15 protein-coding genes and 1 other annotated feature are annotated in these 16,487 nt (G+C 39.6%); all 15 genes read left to right on the forward strand.

Features of this window, described 5'->3' with window-relative positions:
• The first annotated feature begins 2 nt into the window (after positions 1 to 2).
• The 15 genes from cooS to rpsA all read left to right on the forward strand — a co-directional run bounded on the left by cooS (position 3) and on the right by rpsA (position 16,471).
• Entirely contained in the window at positions 3 to 1,886 is a 1,884-nt protein-coding gene (gene cooS / locus CGC63_RS06540; RefSeq protein ID WP_004222259.1) for an anaerobic carbon-monoxide dehydrogenase catalytic subunit, read from the forward strand.
• A gap of 33 nt (positions 1,887 to 1,919) precedes the next feature.
• Positions 1,920 to 2,366 carry a 4Fe-4S dicluster domain-containing protein gene (locus CGC63_RS06545; protein WP_009247245.1) on the forward strand — a complete coding sequence of 149 codons (447 nt, stop codon included), beginning with the start codon at positions 1,920 to 1,922 and terminating at the stop codon, positions 2,364 to 2,366.
• 4 nt (positions 2,367 to 2,370) lie between these two features.
• Complete coding sequence (locus CGC63_RS06550) at positions 2,371 to 3,597, forward strand: NAD(P)/FAD-dependent oxidoreductase (protein ID WP_004222252.1); 1,227 nt, start codon at positions 2,371 to 2,373, stop codon at positions 3,595 to 3,597.
• Positions 3,598 to 3,634: 37 nt separating this feature from the next.
• Positions 3,635 to 3,889, forward strand: a binding site (T-box leader).
• A 76-nt stretch (positions 3,890 to 3,965) separates the two neighbouring features.
• Positions 3,966 to 5,186: a tyrosine--tRNA ligase gene (tyrS, locus tag CGC63_RS06555; RefSeq protein WP_004222240.1), complete on the forward strand. Its 1,221-nt coding sequence runs from the start codon at positions 3,966 to 3,968 to the stop codon at positions 5,184 to 5,186.
• 379 nt (positions 5,187 to 5,565) lie between these two features.
• Complete coding sequence (locus CGC63_RS06560) at positions 5,566 to 6,012, forward strand: hypothetical protein (RefSeq protein ID WP_242970509.1); 447 nt, start codon at positions 5,566 to 5,568, stop codon at positions 6,010 to 6,012.
• A 239-nt stretch (positions 6,013 to 6,251) separates the two neighbouring features.
• Positions 6,252 to 7,688, forward strand: a complete 1,437-nt coding sequence (locus CGC63_RS06565) for an acyl-CoA carboxylase subunit beta (RefSeq protein WP_004222235.1) — start codon at positions 6,252 to 6,254, stop codon at positions 7,686 to 7,688.
• Positions 7,689 to 7,703: 15 nt separating this feature from the next.
• Positions 7,704 to 8,462, forward strand: coding sequence for an OadG family protein (locus tag CGC63_RS06570; protein WP_004222234.1), 759 nt, complete (start codon positions 7,704 to 7,706; stop codon positions 8,460 to 8,462).
• A 25-nt stretch (positions 8,463 to 8,487) separates the two neighbouring features.
• Entirely contained in the window at positions 8,488 to 8,859 is a 372-nt protein-coding gene (locus CGC63_RS06575) for a biotin/lipoyl-containing protein (protein ID WP_004222230.1), read from the forward strand.
• A 72-nt stretch (positions 8,860 to 8,931) separates the two neighbouring features.
• On the forward strand, positions 8,932 to 10,080 hold the full coding sequence (locus tag CGC63_RS06580) for a sodium ion-translocating decarboxylase subunit beta (RefSeq protein ID WP_009247240.1): 1,149 nt from the start codon (positions 8,932 to 8,934) through the stop codon (positions 10,078 to 10,080).
• 30 nt (positions 10,081 to 10,110) lie between these two features.
• Positions 10,111 to 11,523: an oxaloacetate decarboxylase subunit alpha gene (locus tag CGC63_RS06585; protein ID WP_009247239.1), complete on the forward strand. Its 1,413-nt coding sequence runs from the start codon at positions 10,111 to 10,113 to the stop codon at positions 11,521 to 11,523.
• A gap of 141 nt (positions 11,524 to 11,664) precedes the next feature.
• Positions 11,665 to 12,588: a MurR/RpiR family transcriptional regulator gene (locus CGC63_RS06590; RefSeq protein ID WP_009247238.1), complete on the forward strand. Its 924-nt coding sequence runs from the start codon at positions 11,665 to 11,667 to the stop codon at positions 12,586 to 12,588.
• Between the two features lie 18 nt (positions 12,589 to 12,606).
• Entirely contained in the window at positions 12,607 to 13,854 is a 1,248-nt protein-coding gene (locus CGC63_RS06595; RefSeq protein ID WP_004222221.1) for a BaiN/RdsA family NAD(P)/FAD-dependent oxidoreductase, read from the forward strand.
• 14 nt (positions 13,855 to 13,868) lie between these two features.
• Positions 13,869 to 14,537, forward strand: a complete 669-nt coding sequence (gene cmk / locus CGC63_RS06600) for a (d)CMP kinase (protein ID WP_004222219.1) — start codon at positions 13,869 to 13,871, stop codon at positions 14,535 to 14,537.
• Between the two features lie 16 nt (positions 14,538 to 14,553).
• Positions 14,554 to 15,405 carry a 4-hydroxy-3-methylbut-2-enyl diphosphate reductase gene (gene ispH, locus CGC63_RS06605; protein WP_004222217.1) on the forward strand — a complete coding sequence of 284 codons (852 nt, stop codon included), beginning with the start codon at positions 14,554 to 14,556 and terminating at the stop codon, positions 15,403 to 15,405.
• Entirely contained in the window at positions 15,386 to 16,471 is a 1,086-nt protein-coding gene (rpsA, locus tag CGC63_RS06610; RefSeq protein WP_004222215.1) for a 30S ribosomal protein S1, read from the forward strand. The genes ispH and rpsA overlap by 20 nt, the downstream gene beginning before the upstream one ends.
• The last annotated feature ends 16 nt before the right edge of the window (positions 16,472 to 16,487 follow it).

The following is a 16,487-nucleotide window of genomic DNA, read 5'->3' on the forward strand; positions in this document are numbered from 1 at the left end:
GTATGAATCAGTGTTTTGGATGCAATACATGTGCCAGTGCAGATAAGCCTTTAGAAGGATTTATCCGTAATTTACCTATGGAAACTTCTCATCATAGAGTGGAAGGACAGAGTACAAAATGTGGTTTTGGTTTACAGGGCGTATGCTGCCGTCTTTGCTCCAATGGTCCATGTCGTATTACACCAAAAGCTCCAAGAGGAATTTGTGGTGCTACAGCAGATGTTATTGTTGCGCGTAACTTCCTTCGTGCAGTGGCAAGTGGCTCTGGATGCTATATTCATATTGTAGAAAATACAGCATTAAATGTAAAGAAAACTGCTGAAATTAAAGGTGAGATTAAAGGTGAAAAATCCCTTGCAAGACTTGCTGAAATTTTTGGCGTTCAGGGAACAGATAAATGGGATACTGCAAAACAGGTAGCTCAGAAAGTTCTGGACGATTTATATAAACCGGAATATGAAAAAATGGAATTGGTTGAAAAAATGGCTTATGCACCTCGTTTTAAAAAATGGCAGGAATTAGGTATTTTACCAGGCGGTGCAAAAAGTGAAGTATTCCATGGAGTGGTAAAATGTTCTACAAACTTAAATTCCGATCCGGTTGATATGTATACAGATTGTCTGAAACTGGGTATTTCCACAGGTTTATACGGACTGACTCTTACAAATCTGTTAAATGACGTACTTTTAGGAGAACCAGAACTTCGTATGGCTCCTGTTGGACTTCGTGTAATTGATCCAGATTATATCAACATTATGATTACAGGACATCAGCATACAATTTTTGTAGATTTACAGGAAAGACTTACATCCAAAGAAGCAGTAGAAAAAGCAAAAGCAGCAGGAGCAAAAGGCTTTAAACTGGTTGGATGTACTTGTGTAGGTCAGGATTTACAGCTTAGAGGTGCTCATTACGAAGAAGTATTTGATGGACATGCAGGTAACAACTATACAAGTGAGGCAGTACTGGCTACCGGTGGTATTGATGCTGTTCTTTCTGAATTTAACTGTACACTTCCGGGTATCGAGCCAATCTGTGACGAATTAAAGATTAAACAGATTTGTCTTGACAGTGTTGCAAAGAAGGCAAATGCAGAGCTGAAACCATTTGTTTTTGAAGAAAGAGAAAAACAGAGCGAAGAAATCATTGACGAAATTATTGAAGCATACAAAGCAAGACGTGGCAACGTTCCGATGAACTTAATGCCGGAACACGGAAATGACCATACCTTAACAGGTGTTTCCGAAGGTTCTTTGAAAGAATTTTTAGGCGGCAACTGGAAACCGTTAATTGATTTAATCGTATCCGGTGATATCAAAGGTATTGCTGGCGTAGTTGGATGCTCCAACCTGACAGCAGGCGGACATGACGTTCTCTCCGTAGAACTGACAAAAGAACTGATTGCAAAAGATATTCTGGTATTGACAGCAGGATGTTCTTCAGGAGGTATTGAAAACTGTGGACTTATGACTCCAGAAGCTGCAAAATACGCAGGTCCAAAGCTTCGTGCCGTATGTGAAAAATTAAATATTCCTCCGGTATTGAACTTTGGTCCATGTCTTGCAATCGGACGTCTTGAGATTGTAGCAACAGAATTGGCAGAAGCGATTGGTGTAGATATTCCTCAGCTTCCATTAGTTCTTTCCGCAGCACAGTGGTTAGAAGAACAGGCTCTTGCAGATGGATGTTTCGGATTGGCACTTGGACTTCCGCTTCATTTAGGACTTCCTCCATTTGTTACAGGAAGTGAAATAGCAGTAAAACTGTTGACAGAAGATATGAAGAATCTTACAGGCGGACAGGTGATTATCAATCCGGATGCAAAAGAAAGTGCAGATATTCTTGATAAGATTATTGAAGAAAGACGTGCAGGATTAAATATCTAAAATAAATTCAATGATACAGAACGGGGGTATCTGATGAGAAGAATAATGATTGACGCTGCCAAATGTGATGGCTGTAAAAGCTGCTCCGTAGCATGTATGCAGGCGCATAGAAAAGATGACGGAAATGTTTATACCTTAGATTTGACAGATATTACAAATGAATCCAGAAACTTTATATACAAAAATCCGGACGGAAGCTATACACCTGTATTTTGCAGACACTGCGAGCAGCCGGAATGTGTAATGTCCTGTATGAGCGGCGCTCTGAAAAAGGACGAAAAAACAGGTCATGTACAGTATGACGCTGAAAAATGCGGTTCCTGTTTTATGTGTGTTATGAATTGCCCTTACGGCGTTTTAAAACCGGATGAAACAACTCATACAAAAGTCATTAAATGTGACTTTTGTATTGAGAAGGGTGAAGAGCCAAGTTGTGTAAAAGCCTGTCCAAAACAGGCAATCTGGGTAGAGGAGGTGTAGGCAGATGCAGTATGTGATTTTAGGAGCAGGTGCAGCCGGTATTATGGCTGCAAAGACCATTCGAAAGACAGATGCACAAGGTGAAATTACAGTGATATCTACGGATACACAGGTGCATTCACGTTGTATGCTGCATAAATTCCTCAGCCATGAAAGAAGTGCAGAGAGCATTAGCTTTATTGATGCGGATTTCTTTGAGAAAAATAAAATTAACTGGTTAAAAGGAAAAACAGTGAATAAGCTGGATACCGTAAAGAAAACAGTATTTACGGAAGACGGTAATGAAATCGGATACGATAAACTTTTGATTGCAACAGGTGCAGAAAGCTTTATCCCACCTGTGGGAAAATTAAGAGAGGCAAACAATGTTTTCGGGCTTCGTCATTTAAGAGATGCACAGGCAATCGATGAAATGGCAAAAAATGCAGAAAATATTGTGATTATCGGTTCCGGTCTGGTAGGACTGGATGCTGCTTACGGACTGATGGAAACAGGAAAGAAGGTTTCCATTGTAGAGATGGCAGAACAAATTCTTCCTATTCAGTTGGATAAGACAGGCGCTTTTGAATATCAGAAACGTTTTGAAAAAGCAGGAGCTTCTTTCTATCTGGGAAGAAAAGCGGCAGATACATTGATGAATGATGAGGGAAATGTTTCCTGTATCGTGCTGGACAACGGAGAAGAAATTCCATGTGATTTAGTGATAGTGGCAGCCGGTGTTCGTTCCGCAGTGGCAGGCATGGACGGAGAAGGGATTGTCATTGACAGAGGTATTAAAGTAGACGACTATCTGGAAACAGGAGCAAAGGACGTCTATGCGGCAGGTGATGTGGCAGGCTTATCCGGTATCTGGCCAAACGCTCAGAAACAAGGAGAGACAGCGGCGCTTAATATGTGCGGGAAAAAGACAGCTTACACAGACCGTTATGCTATCAAAAATACCATTAATTTCTTCGGGCTTGTTTCTATGTGTATCGGAGTTATTGTTCCGGAAGAAACAGACACCGTAGTGGCAAGAGAAGACTCCAAGGAATATAAACGTGTCATTATCCGTGACGGAAAAGTTGTGGGCGTACTGCTTCAGGGTGATATTTCTCATGGCGGTATCTGGCAGTATTTAATTAAAAATCAGATTTCCGTAGAGAATATTCAGAAGAATATTTTAGATTTGAACTTTGGTGATTTCTACGGTATTAAGGAAAACGGCGAATACCAGTGGAATATGTCTTGACAACCATAGAGGAAATTTGTATACTGTTGCTGTAAATGAAAAAGCAAAGATGAGAAGAAGTAATTTTCAGGGGAATGCACAGAAAGCAGCCGGCTGATGAGAGGCGCGCAGGAAGCTGGAAATGAATACATCTCGGAGCTTCACACCGAAAAGAAATGAGTAGGCTGTGACGGAAAGGTGCACGTTATAGCATTTTGAGTATCGCTTCGGCTGTACTTGCAGAGGCAGGCAATGCGAGTTGTCTGTGAATAAAGGTGGTAACACGAGAAGGCTTATCGCTCTCGTCCTTTTTATAATTATAAAGAGGACGGGAGTGTTTTTATTTTATAAGAAATTCTGTCCTCAGAGAACAGAAGGGAGAAAACGAAATGAAAATTTATGATGAACTGGTTGCCAGAGGCCTGATTGCTCAGGTGACAGATGAAGAAGAAATCCGTGAACTGATTAACAATGGGAAGGCTACCTTCTACATTGGCTTTGACCCTACGGCTGACAGTCTTCATGTAGGACATTTTATGGCATTATGTCTGATGAAACGTTTGCAGATGGCAGGAAATAAACCAATCGCATTGATTGGCGGAGGAACAGGCTATATCGGAGACCCGTCAGGAAGAAGCGATATGCGTTCCATGATGACACCGGAGATTATCCAGCACAACTGTGACTGCTTCAAAAAGCAGATGGAACGTTTTATTGACTTTTCTGAAGGAAAAGCAATGATGGTAAACAATGCAGACTGGCTTTTAGATTTGAATTATGTAGAGCTGTTAAGAGAAGTAGGACCTCATTTCTCCGTAAACCGTATGCTGACAGCAGAATGTTACAAACAGCGTATGGAAAAAGGTCTGAGCTTTTTGGAATTTAACTACATGATTATGCAGAGCTACGACTTCTATATGCTGTACCAGAAATACGGCTGTAATATGCAGTTCGGCGGAGATGACCAGTGGAGCAACATGCTGGGCGGAACAGAGTTAATTCGCAGAAAATTAGGCGAAAATGCCTGTGCAATGACCATTACTCTGCTTTTAAATTCCGAAGGTAAAAAAATGGGTAAAACACAGTCCGGAGCAGTTTGGTTAGATCCAAATAAAACTTCTCCATTTGACTTTTACCAGTACTGGAGAAACGTGGCAGATGCAGACGTATTAAAATGTATTCGTATGCTTACTTTCCTTCCATTGGAACAGATTGACGAAATGGATAAATGGGAAGGAAGCCAGTTAAATAAGGCAAAAGAAATTTTAGCTTACGAATTAACTGCCTTAGTACACGGAAAAGAAGAAGCGGAAAAAGCGCAGGAAGCTGCAAGAGCATTGTTCAGCAGCGGAAATGCAGCAAACATGCCGTCAGCAAAAATCGAAGAGGCTGATCTTGTAGACGGAAATATTGATTTGATTTCTCTGTTACACAAAAGCGGACTGGCAAATACACGTTCCGAGGCAAGACGTGCCATTGAACAGGGCGGTGTGTCTATTGACGGAGAGAAGGTTACAGATATTAAGCATCTGGTTTCCGGAGAAAAATTGCAGGGCGATGGAATTGTGCTGAAAAAAGGAAAGAAAAACTTTAGAAAAGTAACATTATAAGAAAGTCAGGTCATAAATCACTTAGGGAGAAGAAAGTGGTTTATGGCCTTTTTTATGAACAGAAAAATTAGCAGTTGAGAGAAAGCTTATTTTGTAGTAAAATGAAAAAAACACAAGTCTGTATTCAATTTCTAAATCATATCTGAATTTTCATCTTATCCGAATTATCCATTTCAAAATTTAATACAGGCAGAAAAGAGGTTATATGAGAACGCAGGGAATTTTATTTCAAGGCCTATATTTTTCTACAAAAGCGGAAGGATCTTTTCTGAAAGAAGAATTTTCATATTGCAAGGAATTACAAACAGAAACTGGGCATTATATAGATGTTACGTATTTTCTTTTATATGCTCTTTGTAAAAATCCCAAAATCAGAAAAATGTTGGAGACAATGGAGAAAGACTGGAAAGAATATATTTTATCAGCAGCAGAAAAAAGTATTTATCAAAGAGGTGCATTCTGGGAATATTTAGATAAAGGGGAAAGGGAAAATGCTCAAATTCTTTTAGGGTTATTAGAAGAAATCAGAAATTGCCACACATCCAGAGCAGAAAAATCATGGATTGCCTTTGCTTATTTGTTTCATAAAAGTATTGGAGTAGAATACAGCTTTCTGGAAGGGGAGAAGCTTGTATCTTTTGAAAAAATATGCAGTGTGGCAGAAAAATATCAGGAAATTCCATTTCTCCCTTCTGCCTATATTTGTGCAGCCTTTTTCTGGGCAGAGAGTCAAAATATTGAGATACAGAGAAACGGAACTTATGATTTTTTATATCCCTGTTTGAAAGAAGGAAGAAAAATTTGGGAAAGGGAAAAAAGCCTGTAAAATTGAGTTAAAACTTTGTCAAAAACTATTGAAAAAAAATACGAAACAGGGTACAATTAAAATCGGCAGAAATTGGTTTTAACAATCTATTGCGATGAAGCGAACACAAGGTGATTTCTGCAAAAAAACCGGAAAAAACTCACAAAAGCAGTGCAGAAATCCCGGTGAACAGCATGAATTTTATTGATTTGCAATAGATTTTTGCTGTTAAAATAAAAATTAATATGGAGGGCTGATTAATGAGTAGTACAGCACAAACCTTAGCAGGTAAAAGAATTGCTTCTTTGCTTGATGAGAACAGTTTTGTTGAAATTGGCGGCTATGTAACAGCCAGAAACACAGATTTCAACTTATCTGAAAAAGAAACACCGGCAGACGGTGTTATCACCGGATATGGTGTGATTGATGGCAGCCTGGTATATGTTTACAGCCAGGATGTTTCCGTGTTAAACGGTTCTATCGGCGAAATGCATGCAAAAAAAATCACAAATCTGTATGACTTGGCAATGAAAACAGGCGCACCGATTATCGGATTGCTTGATTGTGCAGGTTTAAGATTGCAGGAAGCAACAGATGCATTAAATGCCTTTGGTGAAATTTACACAAAACAGGTTATGGCATCTGGAGTAATTCCACAGATTACAGGTATCTTCGGTACATGTGGTGGAGGACTGGCAGTTGTTCCTGCTCTGACAGATTTCACATTTATGGAAGCAAACAAGGGAAGACTCTTTGTAAATGCACCAAATGCTTTGGAAGGAAATGAAATTTCAAAATGTGATACTTCCAGTGCAGCATATCAGAGCGAACATGCAGGTCTTGTAGATGTAATGGGAAGCGAAGAAGATATTTTAGCTCAGATGAGAGAATTAGTTTCTATGCTTCCATCTAATTTTGAAGACAATTCTTCTTACATTGAATGTACAGATGACTTAAACCGTATCTGTCCTGATTTAGAAAACTGTGCAGGAGATACTTCTATTGCACTTTCTCAGATTGCAGACAATCAGGAATTCTTTGAAGTGAAAGCTGAATATGCAAAAGACATGGTTACAGGATTTATCCGTTTAAACGGAGCAACTGTAGGATGCGTTGCAAACAGAAGTGAACTTTACAATGAAGAAGGCGAAAAGACAGAAACCTTTGAAAAAGTTTTATCAGCAAGAGGATGCAAAAAAGCTGCGGAATTTGTGAAATTCTGTGACGCTTTCGATATTCCTGTTTTAACTTTAACAAATGTAAAAGGTTATAAAGCTACAAAATGCTCTGAAGCAAATATGGCAAGAAGTGCAGCGGAACTTACAAATGCTTATATCAGTGCAACAGTTCCAAAAGTAAATGTAGTTGTAGGAGAAGCTTTTGGAAGCGCTTATCTTACAATGAACAGCAAATCTACCGGTGCAGATATGGTATTTGCATGGCCAAACGCACAGATTGGTATGATGGATGCAAAACTGGCTGCAAAGATTATGTATGCAGATGCAGATGCAGCTACAATTAATGAAAAAGCAGCAGAATATGCAATGTTACAGTCCAGTGCACTTTCAGCAGCTAAGAGAGGATATGTAGACACAATTATTCAGGCAGAAGATACAAGAAAATATGTGATTGGTGCTTTTGAAATGTTATTCACAAAGAGAGAAAATCGTCCTAGCAAAAAACATGGCACGGTTTAAGCGAGGTGAATTAATATGAAGCAGACATGGAAAAAATTAGGTAGTTTAGTTTCAGTAGGAATTTTGGCAGTATCTTTAACTGCCTGTGGTTCTACAAAGAACGAAATTAACGAAAAAGTAGCTCAAAATCTTTATGACAGCAGTGTGAATGTTGTTCAGACATTAACACAAAGCAATCCAAGTGAATTAGAACAGGCTTTAGAAGAAAATCCAAATATGGATGATTTTTCTAAAAATGCCTTTACATCATGGATTGATTCCTATGAAGAATTAGGAAGTTTTATTGACTATGAAGAAGTAGACCCTCAAGAAGCTATCAAAAAAGATGGCACGAACTATGTTGTGACATTAAAATGCGACTTTGAAAAAAGAGATGCTGAAGTACAGGTGGTTTATGATATTAAACTTACAGGAAAGTCTGTAGGATTTAGTGCGAACTATTCAATGGCAGAGAAAATGCAGGAAGCAGGGGGAAATACTTTAATCGGTCTTGTTATTGTATTTGCAATGCTTCTGTTCTTGAGTTTTATTATTTCTTTGATGAAATATATTCCAAAGTTTGTAGAAGGCTTTGGCAAGAAGAATGCAGCAGAACCAACACCGGCTCCGACACCTGTACAGCCGGCTATAGAAGAAACTGTTGAAGAAGATCTGACAGATGATCAGACATTAGTAGCAGTTATTGCAGCAGCAATTGCGGCATCAGAAAATACTTCAACAGATGCGTTTGTAGTACGTTCTATCAGAAAATTAAATAAGAGAAATTGGCGATAGGCTAAGCTCGTAGGAGGAAAAGAATATGAAATCTTATACAATTACAGTAAATGGCGTTGCATACGATGTAACAGTTGAAGAAACAGCTGGAAATGGTGCACCAGTTGCTGCTCCAAAAGCAGCTCCGAAGGCAGCACCAAAAGCTGCACCAGCAGCAAAACCGGCAGCAGCTTCTGCAGCAGGTGCTGTTGAAGTAAAAGCTTCTGTACCGGGAAAAGTTTGTAAAATTGAAGCAAGTGTAGGACAGGCTTTAAAAGCTGGTGATGCGATCGTAATTCTGGAAGCTATGAAAATGGAAATCCCAGTTGTTGCACCTCAGGACGGAACTGTAGCAAGTATTAATGTTGCAGTAGGTGATTCCGTGGATAACGGCGCTGTTCTGGCATCTATGAATTAGAATTTGCATACAGTGTAAATTCCCAAGACAGGAAAAATTCCTGTGCAATATAAATAAATGGGAGGTAAAAAAATGTCTAACATTGCAGATACAGTGTCAAACCTGATTGGACAGACAGCCTTTATGAATCTGACAGTGGGAAACCTGATTATGATTTTAGTGGCATTTATCTTTTTGTATCTTGCCATTAAAAAAGGATTTGAACCGCTTTTGCTGGTTCCAATTGCATTTGGTATGCTTTTGGTAAATATCTATCCGGATATTATGGCCAGCGCAGAAGAAACATCAAACGGAGTAGCAGGACTCCTTCATATTTTTTATATTTTGGATGAATGGAGCGTGCTTCCATCTCTGATTTTCCTTGGAGTAGGTGCTATGACAGACTTTGGTCCGTTAATTGCAAATCCAAAGAGCTTTTTGTTAGGTGCAGCAGCACAGCTTGGAATTTATGTTGCATACTTCCTTGCAATCCTGTTAGGATTTAACGGAAAAGCAGCAGCAGCAATCTCCATTATCGGTGGTGCGGATGGTCCAACATCAATCTTCCTTGCCGGTAAACTGGGGCAGACAGGCTTGATGGGAGCCATTGCGGTAGCGGCATATTCTTATATGTCTTTAGTACCGATTATCCAGCCTCCAATTATGAAACTCTTTACAACAGAGGAAGAAAGAAAGATTAAAATGGAACAGCTTCGTCCGGTATCTAAACTGGAAAAAATCTTGTTCCCAATTATCATTACCGTTGTTGTATGTTTAATTCTGCCAACAACAGCTCCGCTGGTTGGTATGTTAATGCTGGGTAACCTGTTCAGAGAATCAGGTGTTGTAAAACAGTTAACAGAAACAGCATCCAATGCTTTAATGTACATTGTAGTTATCTTACTTGGTACATCTGTAGGTGCATCTACAAGTGCAGAAGCATTCCTGAAATTAGATACGATTAAAATCGTAGTATTAGGTCTTGTTGCTTTCATATTTGGTACAGCCGGAGGTGTACTGTTTGGTAAACTTATGTGTAAGCTTACACACGGCAAGATTAATCCTCTGATTGGTTCCGCAGGTGTGTCTGCTGTTCCAATGGCAGCCCGTGTTTCACAGAAGGTCGGTGCAGAAGCAGATCCGACAAACTTCCTGTTGATGCACGCTATGGGACCAAACGTTGCAGGTGTTATCGGTACAGCCGTAGCGGCAGGTACTTTTATGGCGATTTTTGGAGTTTAATCCAAGATGAATAAAATGGAGGAAAAAAAGATGGCAGAAGTAGTGAAAAAACCAATTAAAATTACTGAAACAATTCTGCGTGATGCTCATCAGTCTCTGATTGCTACAAGAATGACAACAGAGCAGATGCTTCCTATTGTAGAAAAACTGGATAAAGTAGGATATCATTCCGTAGAATGTTGGGGTGGAGCTACCTTTGATGCTTCCCTGCGTTTCTTAAAAGAAGATCCATGGGAAAGACTTCGTAAATTCCGTGACGGATTTAAAAATACAAAATTACAGATGTTATTCCGTGGACAGAATATCTTAGGATATCGTCCTTATGCAGATGATGTAGTAGAATATTTCGTTCAGAAGTCTATTGCAAACGGTATTGATATTATCCGTATTTTCGACTGTTTAAATGACCTTCGTAACTTACAGACAGCAGTAAAAGCTGCGAACAAAGAAAAAGGTCATGCTCAGGTTGCATTATCTTATACTTTAGGTGATGCTTATACATTAGATTACTGGGTAGATATGGCGAAAAAAGTTGAAGACATGGGTGCAAATTCTATTTGTATCAAAGATATGGCTGGTTTATTGCTTCCATACAAAGCAACAGAGCTTGTAACAGCATTAAAAGAAGCAGTTGATATTCCAATTCAGCTTCATACACACTATACTTCCGGTGTTGCTTCCATGACTTACTTAAAAGCAGTAGAAGCAGGTGTAGATGTTATCGATACAGCAATGTCACCATTTGCATTGGGAACATCTCAGCCGGCAACAGAAGTTATGGTTGAAACATTTAAGGGAACACCTTATGATACAGGTTTTGACCAGCAGTTATTGGCTGAAATCGCTGATTACTTCCGTCCAATCCGTGACGAAGCTTTAGACAGCGGTCTGTTAAATCCAAAGAACTTAGGTGTAAACATCAAAACTTTACTGTATCAGGTACCGGGAGGGATGTTATCCAACTTAACATCCCAGTTAAAAGAACAGCATGCGGAAGATAAATTCTATGATGTTCTGGAAGAAGTACCAAGAGTACGTAAAGACCTTGGAGAACCGCCACTTGTAACACCATCCTCTCAGATTGTTGGTACACAGGCTGTATTTAACGTAATCATGGGTGAACGTTACAAAATGGTTACAAAAGAAACAAAAGACGTATTAAGCGGAAAATACGGTGCAACTGTAAAACCGTTTGATAAAGAAGTACAGAAAAAATGTATCGGTGACACAGAAGTAATTACATGCCGTCCGGCTGATTTACTGTCTCCTGAGCTTGATACATTAAGAGGAGAAATGGCACAGTGGTCCGAACAGGAAGAAGACGTATTGTCTTACGCACTGTTCCCACAGGTAGCAACAGACTTCTTCAAGTACAGAGAAGCACAGCAGACGAAGGTAGATCCAAAGGAAGCTGACACAGAAAACGGAGCATATCCGGTATAAAACAAAAAGAAAGGCTCAGCGCCCTATATGGGGTGTCTGAGCTTTTTCTTTGTGCAAAAGAGCAAAGTTTTTGCTGAAACTTTTTTGTTTCTGTGCTATCATAGAGAAAGTATGAAAGAAAAAGTAAAGAGGGGAAGGTTCATGAGCAATACAGAGCACCTGCTTAGTAAAATGAATGTGCAGTATCAAAATTTCAGCAAGGGTCAGAAGAAGCTGGCAGCATATATAAAAGAAAATTATGATAAAGCAGCATTTTTAACTGCGGCAAAGCTGGGAGAGACTGTGGGCGTCAGCGAGTCCACGGTTGTGCGCTTTGCAACACATCTGGGATACAAGGGATATCCTGAATTTCAGAGGGAATTAGAGGAGCTTGTGCGGAATAAATTAAATTCTATTCAGCGAATGGAAGTGACTTATGGAAAAGTGCCGCAGTCAGAGATTTTAGATACAGTGCTGCATTCAGATATTGATAAAATAAAAATGACTTTGGAAGCGGTGGATCATGAAGCGTTTAATCTGGCAGTGGAGACCATTTTAGAAGCAAAAAATATATATGTGGTAGGTATTCGAAGCTGTGCTCCTTTGGCAGAGTTTCTTGCCTTTTATCTGAATTTGATTTTTGACGGAGTGAGGCTTTTAAATACCAACAGCGCCAGTGAGCTTTTTGAGCAGATGATACGCATTGGGGAAAAGGATGTCATTATCGGAATTAGCTTTCCGAGATATTCCATGCGCACCTTAAAAGCCTTGGAATTTGCAAACAATCGAAATGCAAAGGTAATTACGCTTACCGACAGCATCCATTCTCCTATGAATTTATATTCCTCCTGCAATTTAATTGCCAGAAGTGACATGGCTTCTATTGTAGACTCTCTTGTAGCGCCTCTTAGTGTGATTAACGCATTGGTTGTGGCGCTCAGTATGCGCAAGCAAAAAACTGTGGTGGCAACCTTAGAGGCATTGGAGAAGATATGGGATGAATATCAGGTCTATAATAATGATGAAATCAATCTGCCGGATAATCACGAAATTGAATTGACAGACCCCAAAGTGTTAAAAAATTGAGAATTAAAGGAGCATTTTATGGCAAAGATACTAATTATTGGCGGCGGCGCAGCCGGGATGGCGGCAGCGGTTTTTCTGGGCGAAAAAAATCATCAGGTACATCTTTTTGAGAAAAATGAAAAGCTTGGAAAAAAACTGTTTATTACCGGAAAAGGACGCTGCAATATTACCAATACCTGTGACGATGAAACGTTCTTTAAGTCCGTAGTGACAAACGCAAAGTTTTTATACAGCGCATTTTACGGATACAGCAATCAGGACGTGGTCTCTTTCTTTGAAAATCTGGGCTTGGCAGTGAAAGAAGAACGGGGAGGGCGAATTTTCCCTGTTTCGGATCATTCCTCTGATGTTATTCGTATTCTGGAAAAGCGTATGAAAGAATTAGACGTAAAGGTACACTTAAAAAGCGAGGCAGAAGCTCTTTTGACAGAAGAAGGAGAGAACGGCGAAAGGAAAATAAAAGGCGTACGTCTTCGAAACGGTGCGGAGATTTTGGGTGAGAAGGTGATTGTTGCCACAGGCGGATTTTCCTATCAGGCAACAGGTTCTACGGGAGATGGCTACACCTTTGCCAAAGAGGCCGGACATACGGTTACACAACTGCGTCCGGCGCTTGTTCCCATTGCCACAAAAGAAGAATATGTAACGCAGATGCAGGGACTTGCATTAAAAAACATTCGTTTTACGGTAAAAGACGGCAAAAAAGTTTTATATGACGATTTCGGAGAGCTGTTGTTTACTCATTTTGGAATTTCAGGTCCTCTGGTTTTGACTGCCAGCTCCTATATTGGGAAAAAATTAGAAAAAAAGGAGCTTCAGGGATATATTGATTTAAAAGCAGCGCTGACAGAGGAACAGCTGGACGCCAGACTTTTAAGAGAATTTGAGGCAGGCATAAATCGACAGTTTAAAAATGTAATTACAGGTATGTTTCCTGCAAAGCTCTATCCGGTTATTTTAGAGCTGGGAGGCATTGCTCCTGATAAAAAAGTGAATGAAATAACAAGAAAAGAAAGACAGGATTTTATCCATCTTGTGAAACACTTTCCGCTGACACTTGTGGAGCTGCGTCCGTTTCGGGAGGCAATTATTACACAGGGCGGCGTAAAAGTAAAAGAAATCAATCCGAAGACCATGGAGTCTAAGCTGGTAAAGGGACTGTATTTTATCGGGGAGGTTCTTGATTTGGATGCAGTTACCGGCGGATTTAATTTGCAGATTGCCTGGTCTACGGCAAAGGCAGCAGCAGAATTTATAGAAGAATAAAGGGAGAGAAGAAAATGGCAATTAACATAGCGATTGACGGACCTGCCGGAGCAGGCAAAAGTACCATAGCAAAGGCAGTGGCAAAGGAATTGGAATTTATCTATGTAGATACAGGCGCCATGTATCGTGCAATGGCATTATATCTGATTAGAAAAGGAATTTCTCCAAAGGAACAGGAGAAAATGGAAGAAGCCTGTAAAAATGCAGAGATTTCCATTGTGTATGAAAAAGGAGCGCAGCAGGTGATTTTAGACGGGGAAAATGTCACAGAATATTTAAGACAGGAAGAAGTAGGCAATATGGCATCTGTAAGCTCTGTAAATCCGAAAATCAGAGAAAAGCTGGTAGAGCTTCAGAGAGTGCTTGCGTCGAAAGAAAACGTAGTTATGGATGGAAGAGATATCGGAACCTGCGTATTGCCTCATGCAGATATAAAAATTTATTTAACTGCCAGCGCACGTACAAGAGCCCTGAGAAGATGCAAAGAGCTGGAGGAAAAGGGAATTGCCTGTGTATTGGAAGAAATTGAGGCAGATATCAATGACAGAGATTACAGGGACATGCACAGAGATATTTCCCCTTTAAAACAGGCAGAAGACGCTGTTTTACTGGACTCCTCCAATATGAATATTACAGAAGTAAAAGACGAAATTATTCGTTTATACAAAGAGGCAATCGCATAGAGAACAGGAGAAAAGCATGGATGTAAAGGTAGCAAAAACAGCCGGATTTTGTTTTGGAGTGAAAAGAGCCGTGGAAGAAGTCTATAAGGTGGCGGAAACGACCAAAGGGACTGTGTATACTTACGGCCCGATTATCCACAATGAAGAAGTGGTATCTGATTTAGAAAAGAAAGGCGTAAAGGTTCTGGAAACAGAGGAAGACTTAAAAAATCTTACAGAAGGGACTGTGATTATTCGTTCTCACGGCGTTCCAAAATATATTTACGAGCTGTTGGAAGAGAGAAATATTTCCTATGTAGACGTTACCTGTCCTTTCGTTTTAAAAATACACAGGATTGTAGAAAAAGAAAGTGCACAGGGAAAACACATTGTAATTGTAGGAGATCCCAATCATCCTGAGGTAGTAGGAATTAAAGGCTGGTGTCAGAGGAAAGCTACGATTATAAAAACAAAAGAGGATGCAAAGAGCTTTTTGGCAGAAAGCGGCGAAAAACTATGTATTGTGTCTCAGACGACATTTAATTACAATAATTTTCAAGAAATAGTTGAAATTTTGAGCGAAAAGGGTTATGATAAACTTGTTTTAAATACGATTTGTAATGCTACCCAGGACAGACAGTCTGAAGCAGCTCAAATCGCTAAGCAGGTAGACGCCATGATAGTCGTAGGAGGCAAACATAGCTCCAATACCCAGAAACTATATGAGATATGTAAAAGCGAATGTAAGGACACTTACTATATACAGACACTTGCTGACTTGGATTCTGAAGGTTTTCCGTCCGTTCAATGTGTAGGTATTACAGCTGGGGCGTCAACCCCGAATAAAATAATTGAGGAGGTTTCAAAACATGTCAGAATTAAGTTTTGAACAGATGCTGGACGAAACATTTAAAACAATCAGAAATGGAGAGGTAGTTGAAGGTACAGTTATCGATGTCAAAGAAGACCAGATTATTTTGAACATTGATTATAAAGCAGACGGTATCATTACAAGAACTGAATACTCAAATGACCAGAACCTGGATTTAAGAACTGTTGCACACCCAGGCGATACAATGGAAGCAAAAGTTCTCAAATTAAACGATGGTGACGGACAGGTGCTTTTAACTTATAAAAGACTGGCAGCTGATAAAGGAAATAAGAGATTAGAAGAAGCATTCGAAAATAAAGAAGTGCTTACAGCAAAAGTAAATCAGGTATTAGACGGCGGATTAAGCGTTATCGTGGAAGAAGCAAGAGTTTTCATTCCTGCAAGCCTTGTATCTGATACTTATGAAAAAGACCTGACAAAATATCAGGATCAGGAAATTGAATTTGTAATTACAGAGTTCAACCCAAGAAGACGCCGTGTAATCGGTGACAGAAAACAGCTCTTAGTAGCTAAAAAAGAAGAAATGAAGAAAGAATTATTCGAAAGAATTCACGCCGGAGATGTTGTTGAAGGTACAATTAAAAATGTAACAGATTTCGGTGCATTTATTGACTTAGGTGGCGCTGACGGACTTCTTCATATTTCCGAAATGTCTTGGGGAAGAGTTGAAAATCCAAAGAAAGTATTTAAAGCAGGAGAGAAAATTACTGTTCTGATTAAAGAAATCAATGGTGATAAAATTGCGTTAAGTCTGAAATTTGAAGACCAGAACCCTTGGTTAAATGCAGCTGAAAAATACGCAGTTGGTAATGTTGTAGAAGGAAAAATTGCTCGTATGACAGATTTCGGTGCATTCATCGAATTAGAACCGGGTGTAGATGCGTTACTTCACGTTTCTCAGATTTCCAGAGCACATGTTGAAAAACCATCTGATGTATTAAAAGTTGGTCAGGTAGTTACTGCGAAAGTAGTAGACTTCAACGAAGAAGAAAAGAAAATCAGCCTGAGCATGAAGGTTCTTGAACCGGTTCAGGAAGAAGCAGAAGAAACAACAGAAGAATAATCAATAAGGTCGCAGT

Origin of the sequence: Blautia hansenii DSM 20583 (assembly GCF_002222595.2) — a bacterium.
Lineage (GTDB): Bacteria > Bacillota > Clostridia > Lachnospirales > Lachnospiraceae > Blautia > Blautia hansenii.

Coding starts and splice junctions, on each gene's coding strand:
- cooS (WP_004222259.1), top strand. CDS start 3: ATGAATCAGTGTTTTGGATGCAATACATGTGCCAGTGCAGATAAGCCT.
- CGC63_RS06545 (WP_009247245.1), top strand. CDS start 1,920: ATGAGAAGAATAATGATTGACGCTGCCAAATGTGATGGCTGTAAAAGC.
- CGC63_RS06550 (WP_004222252.1), top strand. CDS start 2,371: ATGCAGTATGTGATTTTAGGAGCAGGTGCAGCCGGTATTATGGCTGCA.
- tyrS (WP_004222240.1), top strand. CDS start 3,966: ATGAAAATTTATGATGAACTGGTTGCCAGAGGCCTGATTGCTCAGGTG.
- CGC63_RS06560 (WP_242970509.1), top strand. CDS start 5,566: ATGTTGGAGACAATGGAGAAAGACTGGAAAGAATATATTTTATCAGCA.
- CGC63_RS06565 (WP_004222235.1), top strand. CDS start 6,252: ATGAGTAGTACAGCACAAACCTTAGCAGGTAAAAGAATTGCTTCTTTG.
- CGC63_RS06570 (WP_004222234.1), top strand. CDS start 7,704: ATGAAGCAGACATGGAAAAAATTAGGTAGTTTAGTTTCAGTAGGAATT.
- CGC63_RS06575 (WP_004222230.1), top strand. CDS start 8,488: ATGAAATCTTATACAATTACAGTAAATGGCGTTGCATACGATGTAACA.
- CGC63_RS06580 (WP_009247240.1), top strand. CDS start 8,932: ATGTCTAACATTGCAGATACAGTGTCAAACCTGATTGGACAGACAGCC.
- CGC63_RS06585 (WP_009247239.1), top strand. CDS start 10,111: ATGGCAGAAGTAGTGAAAAAACCAATTAAAATTACTGAAACAATTCTG.
- CGC63_RS06590 (WP_009247238.1), top strand. CDS start 11,665: ATGAGCAATACAGAGCACCTGCTTAGTAAAATGAATGTGCAGTATCAA.
- CGC63_RS06595 (WP_004222221.1), top strand. CDS start 12,607: ATGGCAAAGATACTAATTATTGGCGGCGGCGCAGCCGGGATGGCGGCA.
- cmk (WP_004222219.1), top strand. CDS start 13,869: ATGGCAATTAACATAGCGATTGACGGACCTGCCGGAGCAGGCAAAAGT.
- ispH (WP_004222217.1), top strand. CDS start 14,554: ATGGATGTAAAGGTAGCAAAAACAGCCGGATTTTGTTTTGGAGTGAAA.
- rpsA (WP_004222215.1), top strand. CDS start 15,386: ATGTCAGAATTAAGTTTTGAACAGATGCTGGACGAAACATTTAAAACA.